The 22,743-nt window shown below is 58.0% G+C and carries 25 protein-coding genes; 15 read left to right on the forward strand and 10 right to left on the reverse strand.

Annotated elements, in window-relative coordinates; genetic code table 11:
- Positions 1-206: 206 nt before the first annotated feature.
- The 7 genes from IE079_RS15825 to IE079_RS15850 form a co-directional block, all read right to left on the reverse strand.
- Complete coding sequence (locus IE079_RS15825) at positions 207-2,252, reverse strand: AAA family ATPase (RefSeq protein ID WP_189577785.1); 2,046 nt, start codon at positions 2,250-2,252, stop codon at positions 207-209.
- A gap of 169 nt (positions 2,253-2,421) precedes the next feature.
- Positions 2,422-2,628, reverse strand: coding sequence for a hypothetical protein (locus IE079_RS15830; protein WP_189577786.1), 207 nt, complete (start codon positions 2,626-2,628; stop codon positions 2,422-2,424).
- Entirely contained in the window at positions 2,625-2,822 is a 198-nt protein-coding gene (locus IE079_RS19115; RefSeq protein ID WP_189577788.1) for a helix-turn-helix transcriptional regulator, read from the reverse strand. Before IE079_RS19115 ends, IE079_RS15830 begins: the two co-directional genes overlap by 4 nt.
- A 92-nt stretch (positions 2,823-2,914) precedes the next feature.
- Positions 2,915-3,616, reverse strand: a complete 702-nt coding sequence (locus IE079_RS15840; RefSeq protein ID WP_189577790.1) for a hypothetical protein — start codon at positions 3,614-3,616, stop codon at positions 2,915-2,917.
- Positions 3,613-4,599: a tyrosine-type recombinase/integrase gene (locus IE079_RS15845; protein ID WP_227712552.1), complete on the reverse strand. Its 987-nt coding sequence runs from the start codon at positions 4,597-4,599 to the stop codon at positions 3,613-3,615. The genes IE079_RS15840 and IE079_RS15845 overlap by 4 nt, the downstream gene beginning before the upstream one ends.
- A complete protein-coding gene (locus IE079_RS18905) occupies positions 4,596-4,901 on the reverse strand; it encodes an Arm DNA-binding domain-containing protein (RefSeq protein WP_227712553.1) in 306 nt (101 codons plus the stop codon). The genes IE079_RS15845 and IE079_RS18905 overlap by 4 nt, the downstream gene beginning before the upstream one ends.
- Positions 4,902-5,200: 299 nt before the next feature.
- Entirely contained in the window at positions 5,201-5,773 is a 573-nt protein-coding gene (locus IE079_RS15850; protein ID WP_189577791.1) for a hypothetical protein, read from the reverse strand.
- A 327-nt stretch (positions 5,774-6,100) separates the two neighbouring features.
- Between IE079_RS15850 and IE079_RS15855 the strand changes: the two genes are divergently transcribed.
- From IE079_RS15855 to IE079_RS15900, 10 genes are all read left to right on the forward strand, one after another.
- Complete coding sequence (locus IE079_RS15855) at positions 6,101-7,132, forward strand: TRAP transporter substrate-binding protein (protein WP_189577960.1); 1,032 nt, start codon at positions 6,101-6,103, stop codon at positions 7,130-7,132.
- A gap of 68 nt (positions 7,133-7,200) precedes the next feature.
- Positions 7,201-7,791 (forward strand): TRAP transporter small permease, encoded by a 591-nt coding sequence (locus IE079_RS15860; protein ID WP_189577793.1) that lies wholly within the window; start codon positions 7,201-7,203, stop codon positions 7,789-7,791.
- Between the two features lie 33 nt (positions 7,792-7,824).
- Positions 7,825-9,108, forward strand: a complete 1,284-nt coding sequence (locus IE079_RS15865; protein WP_189577794.1) for a TRAP transporter large permease — start codon at positions 7,825-7,827, stop codon at positions 9,106-9,108.
- Positions 9,109-9,142: 34 nt separating this feature from the next.
- Positions 9,143-9,583 carry a universal stress protein gene (locus IE079_RS15870; RefSeq protein WP_189577796.1) on the forward strand — a complete coding sequence of 147 codons (441 nt, stop codon included), beginning with the start codon at positions 9,143-9,145 and terminating at the stop codon, positions 9,581-9,583.
- Between the two features lie 82 nt (positions 9,584-9,665).
- Positions 9,666-9,917, forward strand: coding sequence for a hypothetical protein (locus IE079_RS15875; protein WP_189577798.1), 252 nt, complete (start codon positions 9,666-9,668; stop codon positions 9,915-9,917).
- A gap of 131 nt (positions 9,918-10,048) precedes the next feature.
- Positions 10,049-10,768: a Bax inhibitor-1 family protein gene (locus IE079_RS15880; protein WP_189577800.1), complete on the forward strand. Its 720-nt coding sequence runs from the start codon at positions 10,049-10,051 to the stop codon at positions 10,766-10,768.
- Between the two features lie 113 nt (positions 10,769-10,881).
- Positions 10,882-11,307: a sulfurtransferase complex subunit TusD gene (gene tusD, locus IE079_RS15885; protein WP_189577802.1), complete on the forward strand. Its 426-nt coding sequence runs from the start codon at positions 10,882-10,884 to the stop codon at positions 11,305-11,307.
- Between the two features lies 1 nt (position 11,308).
- On the forward strand, positions 11,309-11,656 hold the full coding sequence (locus IE079_RS15890; RefSeq protein ID WP_189577804.1) for a DsrE family protein: 348 nt from the start codon (positions 11,309-11,311) through the stop codon (positions 11,654-11,656).
- Entirely contained in the window at positions 11,653-11,943 is a 291-nt protein-coding gene (gene tusB, locus IE079_RS15895) for a sulfurtransferase complex subunit TusB (RefSeq protein WP_189577805.1), read from the forward strand. Before IE079_RS15890 ends, tusB begins: the two co-directional genes overlap by 4 nt.
- A gap of 21 nt (positions 11,944-11,964) precedes the next feature.
- A complete protein-coding gene (locus IE079_RS15900; protein ID WP_189577806.1) occupies positions 11,965-12,282 on the forward strand; it encodes a TusE/DsrC/DsvC family sulfur relay protein in 318 nt (105 codons plus the stop codon).
- Between the two features lie 84 nt (positions 12,283-12,366).
- Here IE079_RS15900 and nfuA read toward each other — a convergent pair whose 3' ends face one another.
- Positions 12,367-12,954, reverse strand: coding sequence for a Fe-S biogenesis protein NfuA (gene nfuA / locus IE079_RS15905; protein WP_189577808.1), 588 nt, complete (start codon positions 12,952-12,954; stop codon positions 12,367-12,369).
- A gap of 223 nt (positions 12,955-13,177) precedes the next feature.
- On the opposite strand from nfuA, the gene metH reads away from it, so the two are divergent.
- The 4 genes from metH (at position 13,178) to IE079_RS15925 (ending at position 19,884) form a co-directional block, all read left to right on the forward strand.
- A complete protein-coding gene (metH, locus tag IE079_RS15910) occupies positions 13,178-16,876 on the forward strand; it encodes a methionine synthase (RefSeq protein ID WP_189577810.1) in 3,699 nt (1,232 codons plus the stop codon).
- 73 nt (positions 16,877-16,949) lie between these two features.
- A complete protein-coding gene (locus tag IE079_RS15915; RefSeq protein WP_189577811.1) occupies positions 16,950-17,195 on the forward strand; it encodes a DUF2970 domain-containing protein in 246 nt (81 codons plus the stop codon).
- Between the two features lie 519 nt (positions 17,196-17,714).
- The gene (locus IE079_RS15920) at positions 17,715-19,367 is read left to right on the forward strand and encodes a nitrite/sulfite reductase (RefSeq protein ID WP_189577813.1); all 1,653 of its coding nucleotides are present in this window, start codon (positions 17,715-17,717) and stop codon (positions 19,365-19,367) included.
- Positions 19,360-19,884: a DUF934 domain-containing protein gene (locus IE079_RS15925; RefSeq protein WP_189577814.1), complete on the forward strand. Its 525-nt coding sequence runs from the start codon at positions 19,360-19,362 to the stop codon at positions 19,882-19,884. The genes IE079_RS15920 and IE079_RS15925 overlap by 8 nt, the downstream gene beginning before the upstream one ends.
- A gap of 112 nt (positions 19,885-19,996) precedes the next feature.
- On the opposite strand, the gene IE079_RS15930 is transcribed toward IE079_RS15925, so the two are convergent.
- Positions 19,997-20,992, reverse strand: coding sequence for a YhdH/YhfP family quinone oxidoreductase (locus IE079_RS15930; RefSeq protein ID WP_189577816.1), 996 nt, complete (start codon positions 20,990-20,992; stop codon positions 19,997-19,999).
- Between the two features lie 33 nt (positions 20,993-21,025).
- Positions 21,026-22,081, reverse strand: a complete 1,056-nt coding sequence (gene sohB, locus IE079_RS15935) for a protease SohB (protein WP_189577818.1) — start codon at positions 22,079-22,081, stop codon at positions 21,026-21,028.
- Between the two features lie 273 nt (positions 22,082-22,354).
- Here sohB and IE079_RS15940 point away from each other — a divergent pair, with 273 nt between their 5' ends.
- Entirely contained in the window at positions 22,355-22,672 is a 318-nt protein-coding gene (locus IE079_RS15940; protein WP_227712554.1) for an SCP2 sterol-binding domain-containing protein, read from the forward strand.
- The last annotated feature ends 71 nt before the right edge of the window (positions 22,673-22,743 follow it).

Below are 22,743 nucleotides of genomic sequence, written 5' to 3' on the forward strand. Positions count from 1 at the left end.
TTTAGGGGGTGGGATGGTTAATCCATACCCCCTTTAGGGGGTGAAAAACCGTCCTGCGTCCGGCCTTGTCCTGCAAGGGGTTGACCGGGATGGCGGGACGGTTGGGTATAGCGTCCGGCTTTTTCCTGAACCCCTTGGGGCGCAAGGGCTGTAGCGGGACAGGACGGTAAAACCGGGATGCCGTCCCACCGTCCCGCCGTCCGGCATCAGAACAGCCTCAAGGTTCCATCATCCCGCTTGAATAGCTCGCCTTCCTCAAGGGCGCGATGAATACAGGTTTTGACTGAACCGACACCCATTCCGAAGATACCCTCCTGGCCACCGTAGTTCCTGAGCTTGGTCACGTTCAGATACTCGCCTTCCTTTGCTTTCTTGCGGATAAGTTCCTTGGCAACCAGCAGGAATGATGTATACCGTTCCTCTGACTTCCTCTCGGGCTTGCTGTCGGCTTTTTCAACAATGGTAGGCACCAACGCACCACCAGTAACGCGGCGCAACCATACCCCTTCCCATGGCGCTGAGTAGTTGGCCTTCGGGGTGGTGAATCGCACCAACTTGCCCGCTTCCTCTGGATCAAGGCCATATTCCTTTTCGGCAGTATCGGCCCGCATGGTCGAAAGCAGACCTACCCACCGTGAGCCATCAGAAAGAGCAGATCCGCCCCGCACCGCCTCCATGCCGCTGGCGTTGTCTTTCAGACTCGCCTTGTTAACGTGATGCGGCAGCAATACCGTTGCCCCGGTTGCCTTGCGGATCTCTTCGGCACACTCAATAAGGCGCGTGGTATCGGAGTTGTCATTGGGTTCGCCACCGTCGAAACGTGCCAGGGGGTCTAAAACGATCAGCTTGCAGTCAGGGACTTGCCCCGCCACTTCAATCACACGTCGGGCAAAGGCCGTTCGGTGCAGCTCGCCGTTAATCTTGGCGGTTAGCCGGTTGTCCATTCCTACGCGGTCGAAGATGTGCAGGCGCTCGGCAATCGCTGCTTTGTGTGGGAGAAAGGCCGCACTTTCAAACGGGTCCACCGTATCGCCGTACATTGCCACCACGGCTTTCAGGCGGCGGTGTAGTTCTTCCCGGTCATCCTCGGCGCTGAACATCAGAACCGGCCCTGATTCACCAATAGGCATTTCCAGCCAATCCAGACCAGTGCAGACACTAACCGCCAGTTGAAGCGTTGCCATACTCTTACCCGTGCCGCCAGCAGCGGCCAGCAATCCGACAATGCCGAGGGGCAGACGATCAGACACCAGCCAACGGCGTTCGGGTGGATCAGTGTCCAGAAGATCACCTACCTTTGCCGCCTCAAGATCAAAGGGGTCATCGTTGGTGGCCATATCGGTGAAATCATTGGCAGCATCGTACCGGCCAACGCTTCTGGCGATCTTAGACACCTGTGCAGAATCCAGTGGGGGCTGGCAGCGGCTGCGGTTGATCTCCTGCAATGCCGCTTCAATCTCGTTTTCCTTGAATCCCTGGCGGCGTAGGGTGCCTGCCAGACTCGTCAAGGCAACGTCACGATTGCCGTCTACTATCTGGCCACCGTTGGCAGTGCCGGAGTTATCGTTGGTGCCGGTTGCGCCTTTCTTGGCTTCACGATCAACGCGCATGGCTTCCAGATATTGACTGACAGCCTCACGGCGCTCTGGGAGCTTGGTGCAGCCCTCGCCGTAGACCATGCCGGTAATGGTCAGAAAACGCCCTTGGGTATATATCTCCCGATTGCCTTCCTTACTCATGTGTCCGGGTTTGATTTCACCAGACACGAAAGAGCGTAGACCTGTACCGGAAGGGCTGATTTCGGTGTAGGTATTCAAAGCCTCAACGTGCTGGCTTGCCCAGTCTGCAACCTCGCCAGTTTCAGGGTTCAGACAGTTGTCCATATCAATGCCTATCACGCCATCTGAGGGCATTACGACAAAACCAATACCTGAAGCCGTGCGGCTGCTTTGATAGGCTTTCACGGCATCTTGGAAGGCCATATGTCCATTGCCTTCGGTGTATTCGGTCAGGTTTCGGCCATCCTGAGTGGCTGGCACCTTGTCTGGCTTACTTTCGCCGGGGCGTTGCTTGTACTGCCACAAAATCCACTGGGGGCGGCTTTTCAGATCCTCCGGGATCATAAACGTACTATCTGGGTTAAAAGTCCGGCTGTTCGTTTTCTGACCAGCGGTGTTATAATTGGCTTGCCCATTTTGAATTGCGCCCTCGTTAGTCTGCTCGGCTGCGAGGGTTTCTTTTACCTGTTCCATCACTTCGCCCCCCGCTTTGCTGCCTTGTGAGCTTGCTTCCGTTTCTTCCGTTCAATGCTGGCCTGAATCCGCTTCCATTTTCGGGCGCTCGGTAGTCCACCATGACCTCCATCAACTCGGACTGAGCGAACATTCACGGCTAGTTGCTGTTGTCTCAAATAGGGGTCGATCATTTTGCACCCCCGTTTTTAATCTTGAGCAGATCCGCCAGGGTCACACACTTGCATCCACTAACCTCATGGACTGGCAGGGTGCCGTTGCTGATTGCGTCAGTAATTACATGGGCGGGAAGGTTTACTTTTTTGGGGGCATTACTGACAGCAATGAACTCCATGCTGTTGCCGTAATCAAAGAAGGTGCCGTTTTCGCGTCTCATGCGCTGGCCTCCTGCTTTGCTTCCCATGCCTCAATTTCGGCAACGCGCCAGCGGGTGCAACGGGTTGAAATTTTGACGGGCTTTGGAATCCGGCCTTGTCTGGCCCATTCCCAAGGGGTGACACGATGGACTGACCAGCGCGCGGCCAGATCCTTGTCGGATAGAAGGGTTCTTGGTGCTGTTTGGGTATTCATGGTAACCGCCTCACTACTGTGGATGACGGTTACATACTCATGGCTAACATGCTGTTCTATAAGGGAATTTTTTGAATCGGATTTTTCCCCTGTTACCTTCTAAAGCCTATGAGATCTATATCAGCCAATGGTAACTTGTCTTTAATTGCTTTCCATTGCGCCTTGATTTCTGGGCACTTGCTCCACAGTTCAAAAAGCCAGCCCTCAACGCCGGTTTCGCGGTACTCTTTGCGGTAATACTGGTCTAGGGTGCCAGCCTTCAGCTTCAGGCCAGGGAAGTTGTCATGGTGCCACTGTGCTGCCTTGCTGCCTGCCGTTTCCTGGGTGTCGCCTGAATGAATCAGGTTTGCCATCAGCCTCATCGCTTGATGTTTTGCATTTTCAGCTAGCAGCCTTTTTGCCGTGCCCGCTGGGTGGCCTTCGATCCTAAGCGTTGCCGCTTCCGCCAATACCTTCACCACTGAAGGCGGTGGCACAAAATTGTATTGCTGGCAGGCCATGGCGATCAGGTCGACACAATGAGGGTTCTTTTCCTTTCGCCACATATAGGCATATTGACGGCAAAGCGCGGCAATCTCGAAAGGCGCGATCATTTGAACCTCAAGTTGCACCAATTGCGCCAGGTGAATGTCTGGGTCGCCTTTCTTGCCTAGTTTTTCGGGAATGTCGCGATATGCGCCATCAGTTATGTTTTTGTTTAACAGATAGGTTGGGTCTGTCAGATTTAAGAAGCGCATTTCAGGCTTTACCGGCTCAGGTTCGGGATGCGCGAACTCGTCATATTCGTTGCTCATGCCGCACCCCCGCCAATATGAGCCACCTTGCCACTGTCATCTTTTTGGGCTTCACCGTGGTAGCAATACTGTTCCCAATCGGCCATGAGCAAACGGCGCTTATCAATCAACTCTGAGCGGGCGTAGGCGGCGCGGGTTGCATCGCTGTTAACGTGTGCCAGTGCCAGTTCTGATACCTCGTCAGGGTAGGCGGTATGTTCCCGCGCCCAATCTTTAAATGTGGATCTGAAGCCGTGAGACGTAACGGGCTGATCCATCCGTTTCAACAATGCAGACAGGAAATTATTAGAGGGTACGTCTCCTTTAGGGCCAGGGAATACCAGATCCTCCGGCTTGCCTTGCTCCATACCTTTGAGCAGATCAATAGCGGTATCGGTGAGCGGTACGCGGTGCAACTTGCCGGACTTCATGCGGTCGGCGGGGACTGTCCACACTTTCTTTTTGAAGTCGATTTCCTGCCAGGTTATGCCGTCTTTACCGATACGCTTATCGCCAATAACCTCATTGGTGCGGCTGGCGGTCAGAATCAGGAATTCAAGAGCGCGGGCGGCGGTGCCGGTGCGCTTCTGCAATGCCTTCATAAAGTCTGGCATTTGCTCCACTGACAGGGCGGTGAAGTGTGCCTTTTTCTTGATCTTCTCCGGTGAGGGGTAAACCTCGTCTAGATAGCCTTGCCACTTGGCCGGATTCTCGTTTGAGCGGTAGCCATGCACCGCACACCAGCCAAGTATATTTTCCATACGCGCCCTGACACGGTTGGCCGTTTCGGTCTTTTCTTCCCAAATGGGATCAAGTACCGCCTTTATATGGTGAAGGTCTATTTCACGCACAGGCACCTTGCCGATATGCGGTATCGCGTAGCTGGTCAGGCTGCTAGTCCACTGTTGCTCTTGCCGTGGGTTCTTGAACTCTTTGGCCTTCATGGTGATGTACTTGCCCATAGCATCGGCGAACGTGATGTTAGCCATCTGAGCAACTTTCAAGGCGCGCTGAACGGCTCCACTGGATCAACGCCTTCCTTTATCTTCTCGCGCATTGTGCGGGCCTTGTCGCGGGCCTGAGCCAACGTCACGTCAGGGAATCCGCCCAATCCTATATTCCGGCGCTTTCCGGCTACCTGGGTGCGATAGATCCACGACTTTGCCCCGGACGGCTTCACCTGTAAGAGCAGGCCAGCAACACCACCAACGGGGTGCAGGGCGTTGTACTCGTTACCATCGGCGCTTATCCCATGGGTCAGCCGTTTGACCTCGGTGGCGCTCAACTCTCTGGATTTTTTCGGCATGGTGCAGGCTCCGGTAAAGATGGTGGCGGTCGGTTTGGAATCCTAACCACCAATAATGCTGACCTGAGAACAGACGTATCATCAGACCTATCATTAAATTTCTTATTGGAGACTACATCAGATTATTGGAGACTACAAACAGGAGGGCAAGTTATTGAAGCGTAAAAGAAAGGGTTTTGTAAGGCACTGTTTTTAATGTCTTTTTTGGTGCTTTTGGTGGTCTGGCCCACCGCCATTTTTCTTGTTTTTAACTCTGACTTCCTGCTCAGAGCCCCCTCTTTACTGCTCTTCACTGCCTCTCATTTTACTGACTGATAATCCAGCGCCTGTTTCAGGGCCGCCCTGTGTGGTCGCACAGCCTCTCGGTCGGTCTCCGGCACCTGTGCCACGCGATTGAACAGCTGCGCCGTACGGTCGATCATCTGCTGCATCCGCTGTTTCTGGTCATCAGAGAACCGGGGGTTGGCGCTCATCTGCTCACGCATTCTGACCAGCCGGGCCTGCATTTCCGGAAGCCTGTCGTTCATGTCCAGACTCATCAGTGCCAGCAGGATCCGATCCCCTGCCCGGGCCCATGCCTGAGGTTCTTCAAATCCGTGGGCCTCGATAATGGTTTTGAACGCCTGATAACCCGCACCACCTTCCACCATGGCCGACAGTTCGGAGGGCATCAGTGAGCCGGGAAACTCTCTGTCGTTCCAGACAGCCTCCCGGGCTGATTTGAAATGCCCGGAGAAGGCCTCACTGGCCTGCAGCGCCGCCATGGACGCCATGAAACGACTGACACTCTGACCGGTCAGAGTGTCAGCCTCCGCCGCCAGTGCTGCCAGCAGGCACAGCCCGGCAATCAGTGTTGCTGTGCGTTTTTGCACGATGCGTTTCTCCCTCACGGTAGCCGTGCTGAATCAAGGTATTACCTTCGCCACTGGCGGGCATGAACGCGCCCGCGCAGCCTTGATCATAGGCGATCGGCGGGCCGGTAACCGCCCAGTCATGCACAATTCCGCAATTCATGGGATTCGTTTGTGACGGTTTTCTTGCCTTATTATCAATGTTTTGCCAGTCTAAATAGGCGTTAATCAAAACTGCTACGGCTGGTTTCGGGTTTTTCGCGCCCGATGCCGGGGCCCACTTACCAGAATAATAAAGCCGGCCAGTCCCCCAGCCGTACCTCTGGAAGGACGATGGAGATGAAAGCCATGAACAAGAGCACAATATTCAGGAAATTCGCAGGTGCATCCTCTCTCACCCTGGCAACGGCCATCGCTGCCACCAGCGTTGCCAACGCGGCTACCTGGCGCTACGCCCATGAGGAATACGACGGGGACGTTCAGGACGTATACGCCGAGCACTTCAAGGACTACGTTGAAGACAACTCCGATCACACCATTCAGATCTTCGAATTCGGGCAACTGGGCGAATCCGACGACATCATGGAGCAGACCCAGAACGGCATCCTGCAGTTCGTTAACCAGTCTCCCGGTTTCACCGGCTCCCTGATTCCCGAAGCACAGATCTTCTTCATTCCGTATCTGATGCCCACCGATATGGAAACTGTGGTTGAGTTCTTCCGCGAGAGCGAGGCCATCAATGAGATGTTCCCGAAGCTCTATGCGGAACAGAACCTGGAACTGCTCCAGATGTACCCCGAGGGTGAGATGGTCATCACCCTGGACGAAAAGGCCACATCACCGGAGGATCTGCAGAACAAGAAGATCCGGGTCATGACCAACCCTCTGTTGTCCGAGACCTACGAGGCGTTTGGTGCCACACCGACACCGCTGCCCTGGGGCGAAGTCTACGGCGCTTTGCAGACCAACATGATCGATGGCCAGGAGAACCCTATCTTCTGGATCGAGTCAGGCGGCCTGTACGAGGTTTCCCCGAACCTTCTGTTCACTGGCCACGGCTGGTTCACCACCGCCATCATGGCCAACCAGGACTTCTATAACGGTCTGTCCGAGGAAGACCAGAAGCTGGTTCAGGAAGCATCTGACTACGCCTTCGAGAAGATCATCGTTCATATCGACGGCCTGGCCGACGAATCCCTCGAGAAGATCCAGGAAGCCAGTGACGACGTCACCGTTACCAAGCTGAACGATGAACAGATCGAAGCCTTCCGCGAACGCGCGCCTCAGGTAGAGGATGCCTTTATCGAAATGACGGGCGAAAGCGGCAAGGAACTGCTCGAACAATTCAAGGAAGACCTGAAAGAGGTCCAGAGCAACTGACGGTTGAACCTCCCCGGGGTACGCCCCGGGGCTGGTTTTGTTCCCGGACTTAAAACGGAGTTCTCACCATGACCAATTCAGCCACCGAACCGGATGAAGCCGCTGGCTACAAATCCGGTCTGCCCGGACCCCTGGGCGTTGTGGACGTGCTTATTGCCAAGATTGAAGCCGTGATGCTCGCTCTCGGCGTGCTGTTGATGGCCTTGAACACCTGCATTAACGTCGTTGCCCGCTTTGTCTTTGGAGAGGGGTTATTTTTCTCCGGTGAGATCAACCGCATCCTGATTATCCTGATCACCTTTGCCGGCCTGGGCTATGCCGCCCGCCACGGGCGCCACATCCGCATGTCGGCCATCTATGACACCCTGCCCGCCACCGGTCGCAAGGTGCTGATGATTATCATCGCGCTGTTCACATCCGTGGTGATGTTTCTCCTCTGCTACTTCTCGGTGGAGTACATACTCAATATGTACGATCGCGGACGGGTACTGCCCGCCCTGGGCCTTCCTATCTGGATTATCTACATCTGGGTGCCCGTGGGTCTGGCCATTACCGGCGTGCAATATGTTCTGACGGCGATCAAAAACATGGTGGCCAAGGACGTCTACCTGTCGACTGCGGTGCTGGACGGTTACACCGACACCGAAACCGAAGTCTGACACCCGCAAGAGCAAGAAAAAAAGGAATCACTCATGGCTACGTTACTACTGGTGATCATGATCGTGTTGCTCCTGCTGGGCTTCCCGATGATGATCCCGCTTCTGACCGCTGCGCTGGTCGGCTTCTACGAAATATTCAGTGGCTTCGGCCAGATGACCACTCTGGTCCAACAAATGATGGCGGGTATTCGACCCGCCTCGCTGATTGCCGTGCCCATGTTTATCCTGGCGGCAGACATCATGACCCGAGGTCAATCGGCGGACCGGCTGATCGCCATGGTCATGTCGTTCATTGGTCACGTCAAAGGTGGTCTTGCCATCAGTACCGCCACCTCGTGCACCCTGTTTGGCGCCGTCTCGGGTTCCACCCAGGCCACCGTGGTGGCCATCGGCTCGCCCCTGCGCCCCAAGATGCTCAAGGCAGGCTACTCCGACTCTTTTACTCTCGCACTGATCATCAACTCCAGTGACATTGCGTTCCTGATACCACCCAGTATCGGCATGATCATCTACGGGGTAATTTCGGAAACCTCCATTGCCGAGCTGTTCATCGCCGGTATTGGTCCAGGCATCATGATCCTGTTGATGTTTTCGGCTTACAGCCTGTTCTACGCCTATCGCCACAAGGTGCCCACAGAACCGAAATCCAATTGGGGGGAGCGTGGCCGCGCGGTGCGGGAGGCTCTGTGGCCCCTTTTCTTCCCGGTCATCATCGTGGGTGGTATCTATGGTGGTATTTTCAGCCCCACCGAGGCGGCGGCCGTTTGCGTGCTCTACGCCCTGCTGCTGGAGTTCGTCATCTTCCGGTCCCTGAAGACCCTGGATATCTATCGCATCGCCAAGTCCACCGGCCTGATTACCGCCGTGGTCTTTATCCTGGTGGCCGCCGGTAACGGCTTCTCGTACATTATTTCCTTTGCCCAGATTCCCCAGGCCATCCTGGCGGCCGTGGGTGTCAACGAGGCCGGCCCCCTGGGGGTAATGATTGCCATCTGTGTGTCCTTCTTTATCGCCTGCATGTTTGTCGACCCCATCGTGGTTATCCTGGTGCTCACGCCCATCTTTGCCCCGGCCATTCAGGCCACCGGGCTGGATCCGGTACTGGTGGGTGTTCTGATCACCCTGCAGGTGGCCATCGGCTCGGCAACGCCGCCTTTTGGCTGTGACATCTTCACCGCCATCGCGATCTTCAAACGTCCGTACTGGGAAGTCATTCGTGGAACACCAGCGTTTATCGTGATGCTGGTGACGGCTGCGGGCCTGCTGATTGCTTTCCCGCAAATTGCGCTGTTCCTCAGGGATCTGGCATTCCGTTGATCAAAAAGCGCTGATTTGCGCTGAGGAGGTGATCATGTTTCGAAGAATACTGGCCGCTGTAGACGGTTCCACACACGCCATGGTTGCCCTGGAAAAGGCCGTCGAGTTCCAGAGGCTGACCGGCGCAGAGCTGTACCTGCTCTGCGTCTACAAGCACCACAGCCTGTTTGAGGCTTCACTCTCGATGGTGCGATCCAAAGAGCCCCCGATTCCCGACCAGGCCTTGTCTGAGCATGCCCGGGATGTGGTGGAGTACGCCAAGGAGCATGCGACTCAACTGGGCGCTTCAGGCGTGCGCGGCTTTGTCAAAGGCGGCAAGCCCTCCAAAACCATTGTCAAGTTTGCCAAGCAGCATGACGTCGACCTCATCGTGGTCGGCTCCCGCGGTAGTGATAGCGACAGGGACGGCATGGTACTGGGCAGTGTGTCCCAGCGGGTGGCGAGTATGGCCAAGTGCCCGACGTTGGTGGTCTGACTGTTGATTCCCGGGTTCTGGCCCCCATTAAGGGCATAAGAACTCACTATCGTCGGCGCACTCCGCCGGAGGGAGGCACACCATGACAGACCATACTCAGACAACCGACCAGGGCCGTGGCAATGACCGCCGGTTCGCGGTGTCTGCCAACCGGGAAGCGGCCCGCCACCGGCTGCGTTATGTGGAAAGTGGCGGTGCCTCGGTGGATACGGAAGAATGCTCATTCTGTCAGTCCAGCCCGGAGCTGGACTGGGAGGCGAAGACCGTTGTCTCGGCGGCCGAAAAACCGTCAGAGGGCAGTGCCAGGCAGGGTGACAGCCCGGATAATGATTAAATCCATGTCATGGAACCCTTTTACCGACACATTGTCTGAAATGCTGAATGTTAACGATTGAAAGTTAAACCCGGTCCATTATGATGGAGCACAGGGTATAACCAATGACCGATCATATTACGGAGAGAAACATGGAAAACAGGCGTTTTAACGTCAACCAGAATCAGGGTAGCTACGCAGCCACCCGTACCGGTTCCGGTACCGAAATCAGCGCCGATGCCAGAAAGGTGTTGCGAAACACCTACATGCTGCTGGCGATGACGCTTGTCTTCAGCGCCGTGATGGCGTCTGTGGGCATGGCAATACAACTGGGACAGGGCGCCAGCCTGATCTGCTCCCTCGGCGCTCTGGCGCTGGTGTGGTTCGTGCTGCCACGAACCGCCAACAGCCCTGCCGGCATCGGCGTGGTGTTCGCTTTCACCGGCCTGCTCGGCCTGTCGTTGGGGCCCCTGCTCTCTCATTACCTGGCGTTCTCGAACGGCGGCACCATCGTCATGCAGGCGCTCGGTGGCACCGCCATCGTGTTCTTTGCCCTGTCCGGCTACGTGCTGACCACCAAGAAGGACTTCTCCTTCATGCGCAGCTTCCTGGTCGCGGGCCTGGTAGTTGTCCTGGTCACCATGCTGGGCGCAATGGTGGCGGGCATGTTCGGTATCGATACCAGCCTGCTGAGCCTGGCCCTGAGTGCAGCCATTGTACTGCTGATGTCCGGCTTCATGCTCTATGACACCAGCCGTATCGTGAACGGTGGCGAGACCAATTACGTGATGGCGACCGTTGGTCTGTACCTGAGCATCTACAACATGTTCGTCGCACTGCTTCACCTCATTGGCGCTTTCAGCGGCGACTGAGCCCGGCAGAGTAAGGAAATGCATGTTAAAAGCCCCGCTCTGCGGGGCTTTTTCTTGGCATCACAAGCCCGGAATCTGGTCGAATAACGCCCTTCAGGGTCAAGAGACTCATCATGTCTGAAACTGCAGTATCCGCAGTGCCCGGCTACACTATCGTGATCACCGGCGCGCCCTATGTCAGCCAGGCGCCTGCCACGGCATTCGCCTTCTGCCGCGCGCTGCTCGATTCCGGCCACGTTGTGGACCGGGTATTTCTTTACGGCGACGGGGTTGCGCTTGCCTCGGCCCTGAACACACCACCTTCAGATGAGACCAACTGGACCGACCGTTGGCAGGAACTGCTCGTCGCGAACGGTATACCCGCCATAGCCTGTATCGCCTCGGCCCTGCGCAGGGGCCTGCTGAATGAACAGGAGGCCCACCGCTATGAACGGGTAGCCGCTAACCTTACCGGCGGGTTCACCATCGCCGGCCTGGGTGAATGGGTGGAAGCCGTCGCTACCTCGGACCGGGTCATCTACTTTCACGGAGGGGCATAAGGTGAGCGCAACCCAGCTGATAGTGATTGACACCCCACCCTACGGTGACTGGCGTGGCCGGGAGGCACTGGACATGGCGCTGTCCCTGGCGGCCTTCGACCGGCCGGTGGCGCTGCTGTTCCGGGGCGAAGGCGTGAACTGGCTGCGTCCCGGCCAGGAAGGCTCTGCAATCAGCCAGAAGACCGTCAGCCGCAACCTGGGTGCCGCCCGGATGTTTGGTGTTGCCGAGGTGTATGCGGATAGTCTGGCGCTGGAACGCTTCGCCGTTAACGGTCCTGACCCGGAAGCCGAAGCGGTCGTGCCGAATGCTGCTTTCTATGGCGATTTCAGCCAGGTGGTACAGTTATGACAGACCATGACGCCACCACGCTTCACATCCTCAACAAGCACCCGGATCACACCCGTTTCCGGGCATGCCTGGATGCCATGGCGCCGGGCGATGCCCTGCTGCTTATCGAGAACGCCGTTCTCGCCCTTGCCGATGTCGCGATCCCGCTGCCGGAAGTTACTTACGCCCTGCAGGCGGACTGCGAGGCCCGGGGCCTGAGCGCGCATCGGCCGAGGGAGGTGGAGCAACTGGACTACATCGGCATGACACACCTCACTGACCGTTTTCCACGACTGATCAGTTGGTAAACCCTTGACGGAGAGTTCCGGATGTCATTTCCCGAGCGCAACAATGAAGGTTTTCTGGAGGATGCCTGGCAATGGGATGAGTCCGTGGCAGCGGACATTGCTGCCGAATCCGGCATATCCCTGAACCAGGATCATTGGGAAATCATACATTTATTGCGGGATTTCTATAAACAACATGAAATGTCGCCACCGTCCAACCGGCTGTTTGTCAAAGCCGTGAAGGAAATTCTTGGCGAGGACAAGGGCAACAGCATCTATCTGATGCAGCTTTTCCCCGGCACACCCGCCAAGACCGCCTGCCGCATTGCCGGCCTGCCCCGGCCGACCAACTGCCTTTAACGGAAAAAACCCCGGGGCCCTGCAACCTCCGGGGTTTTCTTCGCCTGCATCAGCCCAGCGGAATTCGCGCCAGGGCAACGACTACTACTGGTAGTAGGCGTTCTCCTTGTAGGAGTGATCCGTCACGTCCCGCACCGCGCTGATCTCCGGCACCCGTTCCTTGAGGGTGGATTCAACACCCTGCTTCAGGGTCAGGCTTACGGCGCTGCAACCCTGACAGCCACCGCCGAAGCGCAGCACAGCCACGGACTCGTCGACAATGTCCACCAGCTGGACATCACCGCCGTGAGAGGCCAGACCGGGGTTGATCTCCGACGCCAGAATGTAGTTCACCCGGTCCGGCAGCGGCGCATCTTCATCGATGTTGGGGACCTTGGCATTGGGGGCCTTGATGGTCAGCTGACCACCCATCTGGTCCTTGGCATAGTCCACGTAGGCCTCTTCCAGAAACGGAACCGAGTTCTGGTCGAGGAACAGGGTGAATTTCTCCAGATCCACCTGCTCGTCCGTGGGCACCACTTCATTGGGCGGGCAATAAGCCAGGCAGGTTTCGGCATGCTTGGTACCCGGCTGTGTCACGAAGATGCGCACGCCCATGCCTTCCACATCCTGCTTGTTGATCAGTTCGGCAAGATAGTCTCTTGCAGAGTCAGTAACGGTTACCAGTGCCATTTCGTCAACCTGTCTGTAAATGTGGGTTCATTTTAACGGAGATCCCGGCATCCTGAAAGACCAAGTGTTTTAGTCAGACTTTATAACAGATAGGGGCTTCAGCCCCGGTTTTCAAGGCCCCGCTGAACGGGCTATTGTCGCCGGCGACAGGACGCAGGGATGCAAATTTGATATTATGCCCGGCTATCAACAGTACACTCATTACTCCCGGACAGCATTTATCATGACCGATCGCGCAACCCGACTTGCCCAGCTCCACCAGGCCCTCAAGGAACGCATTGTGGTTCTTGACGGTGGCATGGGCACCATGATCCAGAACCTGCAACTGGACGAGGCGCAGTTCCGGGGTGAGCGCTTCCGGGACCTTGATCAGGAAGTCAAAGGTAACAACGATCTGCTCTGCCTCACCCAGCCCGATCTGCTGACCACCATCCACGGTGATTACCTGGCCGCGGGCGCGGATATCATCGAAACCAACACTTTCAACTCCACACGGCTGTCCCAGGCAGACTACGGGCTGGAAGAGCTGGTTCCGGAGCTGAATCGTGAATCCGCCCGCCTCGCCCGGGCCATTGCCGACGAATTTACCGCCAGAGAACCGCACAAGCCGCGGTTTGTGGCCGGTGCTATCGGCCCTACTTCCCGTACCGCCTCCATCTCGCCGGACGTCAACAACCCCGGCTACCGGAACGTGGATTTCCAGACCCTGGTGGACAATTACTACGAGGCGGCACAAACCCTGACCGAGGGTGGCTGTGACCTGCTGCTGATCGAAACCATCTTCGATACTCTGAACGCGAAAGCGGCGATCTACGCCGTCCAGCAGTATTTCGAGGATTCCGGCATCGAATTGCCGCTGATGATTTCCGGCACCATCACCGATGCTTCCGGCCGGACCCTTTCCGGCCAGACCACCGAGGCGTTCTGGAATTCAGTGGCCCACGCCCGGCCGCTCACCGTCGGCCTCAACTGTGCCCTGGGGGCTGATGCACTGCGCCCCTACGTGGAAGAACTGTCCGCCAAGGCGGAAACATACGTTAGCGCCCACCCCAATGCAGGCCTGCCCAACGAATTTGGCGAATACGACCAGACGCCGGAGGAAATGGCAGAGATTATCGAGGGCTTCGCCCGGGATGGCTTCCTCAACATTATCGGCGGCTGCTGCGGCTCGCGCCCGGAGCATATCGAAGCGGTGGCCAATGCCGTGGCCAAGTACCCGCCCCGGGAAATCCCGCAGCGCCCCAAGGCACTGCGCCTGTCTGGCCTGGAGGCCTTCACCGGTGATGAGAACACCCTGTTCATCAACGTTGGCGAGCGCACCAACGTCACCGGCTCCAAGCGCTTCCTCAGGCTGATCAAGGAGGAGCAGTACGAGGAAGCCCTCAGCGTGGCCCGGGACCAGGTAGAAAACGGCGCCCAGATCATCGATATCAACATGGATGAGGGCATGCTGGAGTCGAAGGAGGTGATGGTCACCTTCCTGAATCTGGTGGCGTCGGAGCCGGATATCTCCCGCGTACCGATCATGCTCGACTCCTCCAAGTGGGAGGTGATCGAGGCGGGCCTGCGCTGCGTGCAGGGCAAGTCTGTGGTCAACTCCATTTCCCTGAAGGAAGGCGAGGAAGAGTTCCTCAAGCGGGCCCGTGACTGCATGCGCTATGGCGCCGCCGTGGTGGTCATGGCCTTTGATGAGGATGGCCAGGCGGATACCTACGAGCGCAAGACCGAGATCTGCAAGCGCTCCTACGATTTGCTGGTGGACCTCGGCTTCAACCCCGGGGACATTATCTTTGACCCCAATATCTTCGCCATTGCCACCGGCATCGAGGAGCACAACAACTACGCGGTGGACTTCATCAATGCCACCCGCTGGATCCGGGACAATCTGCCCCATGCATCCATTTCCGGCGGCGTCAGCAACGTCTCCTTCTCGTTCCGGGGGAATGACGTGGTCCGCGAGGCTATCCACTCGGTGTTCCTCTACCACGCCATCAAGGCCGGCATGAACATGGGTATTGTCAATCCCGGCCAGCTGGTGGTCTATGACGAGATCGACCCGGAACTGAAGGAGCTGGTGGAAGACGTGGTGCTGAATCGCCGCGACGATGGCACCGACCGGCTGCTGGAAATCGCCGAGCGTTACAAGGGTCAGGGCGGCAAGACCCGGGAAGAGGATCTGGCCTGGCGGGAATGGCCGGTGGAAAAACGGGTCGAGCACGCCCTGGTCAAGGGCGTGACCACCTACATTGTCGAGGACGCGGAGGAGTGCCGGCAGCAGGCGGACCACCCCATCGAAGTCATCGAGGGCCCGCTGATGTCCGGCATGAACGTGGTCGGCGACCTGTTCGGCGACGGCAAGATGTTCCTGCCCCAGGTGGTCAAGAGCGCCCGGGTGATGAAGCAGGCGGTAGCCCACCTGATTCCCTATATCGAGGCGGAGAAATCCGAGGGTCAGCGTGCCAAGGGCAAGATCCTCATGGCCACGGTAAAGGGTGACGTGCACGATATCGGCAAGAACATCGTGGGCGTGGTGTTGCAGTGCAACAACTACGAAGTCATCGACATGGGCGTGATGGTGCCCTGCGACAAGATCCTCGAAAAGGCCAAAGCCGAAAACGTGGATATCATTGGCCTGTCCGGCCTGATCACTCCGTCACTGGATGAAATGGTCCATGTGGCCCGTGAAATGCAAAGACTGGACTTTCACATCCCGCTGATGATTGGCGGCGCCACCACCTCCAAGGCCCACACGGCGGTGAAGATCGAGCCCCAGTACAAGAACGATCTGGCGATGTATGTGTCTGACGCCTCCCGCTGCGTGAACGTCGCCTCTACCCTGCTGAGCCGCAATGGCAAGCCCGAGTACGTGGACAATACCCGCAAGGAATACGACCAGATCCGTGAGCGTCGCAAGAACCGGGGCGAGCGCACCAAGCTGGTCTCCCTGTCGGAAGCCCGTGAGCGAGCGCCGGAGATCGATTTTGACGACTTTACCCCGGTAAAGCCCACCTTCACCGGCGTGCGCACCTTTGAAGACTATGATCTCAATGAGGTGCTGGACTATATCGACTGGACGCCGTTCTTTATTTCCTGGGACATTGCCGGCAAGTACCCCGCTGTACTGGATGACCCGAAGCGCGGCGAGGCGGCCCGCAGCCTGTTCAACGATGGCCAGCAGATTCTGCGGCGGATGATCGACGAGAAAAGAATCCGCGCTCGTGCCGTTATTGGCTTCTGGCCGGCCCAGCGACGCGGTGACGACATCGTGGTGTACCGTGACGACAGCTGCACCGAGGAACTGACCGTGCTCCACCACCTGCGCCAGCAGGACGAAAAGGCACCGGGTCAGCCCATGCGTGCGCTATCGGACTTCATCGTGCCGGAAGGCTCCGGGCAGTGTGATTATGTGGGTGGCTTTGCGGTAACCACGGGCATCGGTGCCGAAGAGTTCTCGCTTGAGTTCAAGGACGCCAATGACGACTACAATGCCATTATGGTCAAGGCACTGGCTGACCGGTTGGCAGAGGCCTTTGCCGAACTGATGCACGCCCGGGTACGCCAGGAGTTCTGGGGCTACCAGCCGGAAGAGTCACTCAGTAACGACGAACTGATCAAGGAAAAGTACCAGGGTATTCGTCCTGCCCCCGGCTACCCGGCCTGCCCGGACCACACCGAGAAGGAAACCCTGTTCGAGCTGCTGCAGGCCCCGGAAAATGCCGGCATCGAGCTGACCGAGCATTTTGCCATGTACCCTACAGCGGCCGTCTCCGGCTGGTATTTCGCCCATCCGGAATCGAAGTACTTTGCCGTCGGCAAGATCGGCAAGGACCAGGTGGCGGACTACGCGGAGCGCAAGGGCATGAGCAAGGCGGAAGCGGAACGCTGGCTGGCACCGAGCCTGGCCTACGATCCGGCGGAGTAAGGGTGGGCGCGGCATCACGGGCCGCGCCTGGCACCAACCAATGGCACACAACAGCGAAATAACAGGAGTCGCCATGGCGGAGAACAACAGGCAAGACAGGTCAGCCCCGGACAACACCCGGCGCAAAAAAGGCCCTGGTGTCCTCAAGGTTCTGCAGAGTGTACTGGCGGGAGCTTTCGGGGTGCAGTCCAGCAAACGCCATCAGGAGGACTTCAGCAGTCACAGCCCATGGCCCTATATTATTGCCGGCATCATCTTTACGGTAGGATTTGTGGTCGCTCTGGCCCTGATCGTCAGCTGGGTGCTGGCAGGGCAATAATCAGCAGGAAAGCCAGCAAGAGCCTGGCAACGGGCACGTCAGGGCAGGCAGTCACCCTCGGGTACAACCTGCCGCCAGGTTCCGCGACGGCTTACTGGCCTGCCACCCAGGTAACCGCAAAAGCAACCACCAGCACCACCAGCATTGTGAAGGCGATGGCATCGACCTGGCTGTCACTGAGCGTACTTTTCTTCATATCTGGTTCTCCAATTGACATTTATTGATCTTGTTTTGTAGACGTCCGGTTCCACGTCCGGGATTTACTTTAATCTAGGCGGATGGGTGCTGCAAGTCCAGCCTGTGGCGACGGATTCCGCCCATTTGCACCCGCGTTTGCCACGCTCTCTCCCTCACCTCCTTATCGCCAAAATCGATTACCATATTTTGAAATAATAATTTTAAGAATAAGGGCGTGGTGCTATCCTGCCCGCCATCAGCACTCATTGACTCATGTCATCTGCCGGCAGACAACCCGTCACCGGGAGATTGTGCAACTGAACGATTCAGGACTATCCGATTATGTACGTTTATGATGAACACGACCGGCAGCTTCTGGCTGAGCGGGTAGCCCAGTTCCGGGACCAGACCGATCGTGCGCTGGCCGGCGAACTGGCAGAGGACGAGTTCCTGCCGCTGCGCCTGCAGAACGGGCTTTATGTGCAGCGACTGGCGCCCATGCTGCGGATCTGCATTCCCTACGGCATGCTGAGAGCGGAACAGCTGCGCCGTCTGGCCCGTATCACCCGGGACTACGACAAAGGCTATGCCCACTTCACCACCCGCCAGAACGTACAGTTGAACTGGCCGGCCCTGGAAGATGTGCCGGACATCCTGGCGGAACTGGCGGAAGTGGAGATGCACGCCAACCAGACCAGCGGCAACTGCATCCGCAACACCACCACGGACCAGTTCGCCGGCGTACAGTCTGACGAGATCACCGATCCGCGGCCCTACTGCGAAATAATCCGCCAGTGGTCCACCTATCATCCGGAATTCGCGTTCCTGCCGCGCAAGTTCAAGGTGGCGGTGAATGCCTCCGAGCACACCGACCGCGCCGCCATCCAGGTGCACGATATCGGCCTGCAGATGGTCCATAACGAGGCCGGCGAGCCGGGTTTCCGTGTTCATGTGGGCGGGGGCCTGGGCCGTACGCCCATGGTCGGGCCGGTGATCCGTGATTTCATTCCGGAGCTGGACCTGCTGACCTACCTGGAAGCCATTCTGCGGGTCTACAACCGCTATGGCCGCCGGGACAACAAGTACAAGGCGCGGATCAAGATACTGGTCAAGGCACTGACACCGGAAGGGTTCGCCGAGCGTGTCGAGGCGGAGTGGGCCCACATCAAGGACTCCCCTACCCGCCTGACCCGGGAAGCCATCGACCGGATGAAGACCTATTTCACCGAGCCGGATTACCAGCCCCTGGACAACAACCCGGAGGCGCTGGTGTCCGCCCGTGCCGAAAGCCGGCCCTTTGACAACTGGGTCACCCGCAACGTCAATGAGCACCGCAAGCCCGGCTACGCCATCGTCACCCTGACCATGAAGAAAACCGGCACGCCTCCCGGCAACGTTTCCGACCGTCAGCTCGAGCAGATTGCCGACCTGGCCGAGCGTTACAGTTTCGGCGAGGCACGGGTCACCCACGAGCAGAACGTGGTGCTGGCTGACGTGCGCCAGGACCAGCTTCACGAGCTGTGGCAGGATATCCGCCCCATGGGCTTTGCCACCGCCAACCTGAACACCCTGACCGACGTGATCTGCTGCCCCGGGGGCGATTACTGCGCCCTGGCGAACGCCAAGTCGATACCCGTGGCGGAGACCATCCAGCGCCGGTTTGACAACCTGGACTACCTTTACGACCTGGGCAATATCGACCTCAACATCTCGGGCTGCATGAATGCCTGCGGACACCACCACGTGGGCCATATCGGCGTATTGGGTGTCGACAAGAAGGGCGAGGAGTACTACCAGATCAGCCTGGGCGGTGCTTCCCAGAATGATGCGGCCATCGGCAAGATTCTGGGCCCGTCCTTCGCACGGGAGGACATGCCGGAGGTGGTCGAGAAAATCATCAACGTCTATGTCGACCACCGCACTGAAGAGGAAGAATTCCTCGACACTTACCGCCGCATTGGCATCACCCCGTTCAAGGAGCGCGTATATGCCTGAGATCGTTCGTCACGACGGCAGTATTGTGTCCGATGACTGGCAGGTTCTGGAACGGCCGGCCGAAGACGAGAGCCTGGAGCTGCCCGAAGGCCCCTGCCTGGTACCGGCCGCGCAATGGCTGGAGCACCATGATCAGTTTGCCGGCGACCGGAATATCGGTATCTGGCTGGACAGCCATGAAGAACCCGAGCTGGTGGCCGACCATCTGGATCAGTTGCCCCTGATCGCAGTGAACTTTCCCAAGTTCAGTGATGGCCGCGGCTACTCCACCGCTCGCCTGCTGCGTGAGCGTTTTGGCTACCGGGGCGAACTGCGGGCCATTGGTGATGTGCTGCTGGACCAGCTCCAGTTCATGAAGCGCTGTGGCTTCGACAGCTATGCCCTGCGTCCCGACAAGGACATCACCAAGGCACCCCGCTGCCTGAACTTCTTCAGTAACGCCTATCAGGCGGCCACGGACAACGACGAACCGCTGTTCCGGCGGCGGGGAGAATTCCCGGTTGCCGACACCGCCTGATCTGACATAAAAAAACGCTGGCTCCGGCCAGCGTTTTTTTATAGTATCAACCCTCCGTGTTCTGTAACGGCGAGCCCGCCATCCATGGCAGGCCTTTCGGCTCAGACCCCGATCACAGACTGTGATCCAGCACGATCTTGCCGCTGGACTTCCCGCCCAGGAATGCCTTGAGCGCCGCATCCAGCTCCTTGCGACCAATATCCCGGGCAGACGCCTCGGTCTTCGGGCAGGCCCAGTCAGACGAGAGCTTCTTCCAGACCGCTTCCTTGTCTGCCAGTGGAATCTCCACCGAATCCACACCCAGCAGGTTCACGCCGCGCAGAATAAACGGCATCACCGTGGTTTCCACCTTGGGGCCGGCAACCAGGCCGCAGCAGGACACGGAACCACCGGGCTGTACCTGTTTGAGGATTTCCGCCAGCGGGCTGCCACCCACGGTATCCACGGCATTGGCATAGGCCGGTTTCAGCATGGGTTTGGAAGAGGCTTCCAGGGCATCACGCCCGACGACTTCCACGGCGCCCAGCGCCTTCAGGGCATCGGCCTGATCCGCCTTGCCGGAGACCGCGGTTACCCGGAACCCGAGGCCAGCCAGTATTTCCACGGCCACGGTACCCACCGCCCCGCTGGCGCCCGAGACCAGCACCGGCCCCTGATCCGGCGCCGCCCCCATGCGCAGCAACTTGCCCACGCAGAGCCCGGCGGTCAGGCCGGCTGTACCATAGACCATGGCCTTGTGGGCGTCCCAGCCTTCCGGCATGGCCACGCACCATTCGGCCGGCACGCGGATATACTCGCCGAACCCGCCCGGCGTGTTCATGCCCAGGTCATATCCGGTAACGATCACCTGAGCACCCACCGCAGGCTGGCCAGCGGATTCGACCACTTCACCGGCGGCGTCGATACCTGGTGTATGAGGAAAGTTGCGGGTCACTCCCTTGTTGCCTGAAGCGGACAGGGCGTCCTTGTAGTTCAGGGAGGAGTGGCTGACACGGATCAGCACCTCGTTGTCAGGCAGGTCAGCGGTGTTGCAGGTTTCCTCGGTCCCCACGTATTCGCCGTCTTTCTCGTGAACGCGCCATGCCCGGTAATCGGTATCGTTGCTCATAACCTGTCTCCTGGGAGTTTGAGGGATTTACTGTTATTGGATGTTCTGATTGCGGAATGCGCTCAGCACCCGCCACACGGTTGCCTCCAGAGCGGCACTGGTCGCCAGCCCCAGCTTTTCCGGGAGTGTGCGTTTTCGCTGGAAACCTACTGATACTACATCCGACCGGTCGCAGGCATCGAGGAGATACTCATCGGACGTCAGGATCTCGTCCACCAGTCTGACTTCAAGTGCCCGGGTACCGAACCAGATATCACCGTTGGATACGGCGTCCACATCCAGGTCAGGCCGGCGCTCACGGACATAGTCCTTGAACAGGTGATGGGTGTCTTCCAGGTCTTCCAGGAACTTGCGGCGACCATTTTCCGTGTTTTCCCCGAAAATGGTCAGCGTTCGCTTGTGTTCCCCTGCGGTCAGGATCTCGTAGTCCACATTGTGTTTCTTGAGTACCCGGTGGAAGTTGGGCAGCTGGGCGACCACCCCGATAGAGCCGAGCACCGCAAAAGGCGAAGCCACGATACGGTCCGCCACACAGGCCATCATGTAGCCACCGCTGGCCGCCACCTTGTCGACACAGGCTGTCAGCTTGATCCCCTTGCCCCGAATCCGGTCCAGCTGGGCGGCCGCCAGACCATAGGCGTGCACCAGTCCACCACCGCTTTCCAGGCGCACGACCACCTCGTCACGGCCGGGTTCGGCCACGGCCAGCACCGCGGTGACCGACTTGCGCAGGGTTTCGGTATCGCTGGCCTTGATATCGCCATCGAAATCAAGCACGAAGGTTTTCGGCCGGGCTTCCTCTGACGTCTTTACGCCACCCTTGGCAGCTTTCTTGCGGGCCTTCTCCGCTTTCTGCTTTGCCTTTTTCCAGACCTTGCGCTGGTCCGGCGACAGCATCCGGCTCTCGATCGCCTCCCGCAGCTTGCGATATTTTTCATTCAGCCGGCGGACGGTAAGCTCACCCTCATCATCGCCCTCGCCCCGGCTACGCTGCACGGCAGAGGCGATCATGACGATGACCACAACGGCTGCGACGACAAAGGTGACGACTTTTGCGAGAAAGAGACCGTAGTCAGAAAGGAATTCCAAGGCACACTCCATAATCGGGAACTGGGTTGAGACCTGATTGTAACCGAGGTCAAAACGGGTACAAGCTTCCGGCGCCGAAAGTTGCAAAACGAGTGGAATGCAGTACTCAAACGATCGTTTGATTTTTTCTTGACACTGTCACTCGCCGCCCCTAAAGTCGGACTGAACCGGCTGGTCCAGACAACTGACCGCACCCGCTGGCGGCTCGCTGGCCGGTGCAATCGGCACAAGGCGATGGCCACCGTCTCACAGCACTTTATAACAAAGGGAAAAATGATGTCCGTAGCCCAGGTATTCCAGAAATTCGAGCAGAACTTCAATCCCGATGCCGCCGAAGGCATGGATCTGGTGTTCCAGTTCAACATTGAAGACGACAAGAACTACCACCTGATCATCAAGGACAAGACCTGCAAGATGGTCGAGGGCGACCACGATGATCCTTCCGTGACCCTGATCATGGATTCCGCCACCCTCAACGGCATCGTGTCCGGCGAGACCGATGGCATGCAGGCGTTCATGTCCGGCCAGTTGCGGGCCGAAGGTGACATGATGCTGGCCACCAAACTCGGACAGCTGTTCTCCCTGAACTGAGTACTCGCCAGCCATACCGAAAAAGGGCATCCCGCGGGATGCCCTTTTTCTGTCTACGGTTGCCTGTGGCC

Origin of the sequence: Marinobacter zhanjiangensis, assembly GCF_014651935.1 — a bacterium.
GTDB lineage: Bacteria > Pseudomonadota > Gammaproteobacteria > Pseudomonadales > Oleiphilaceae > Marinobacter > Marinobacter zhanjiangensis.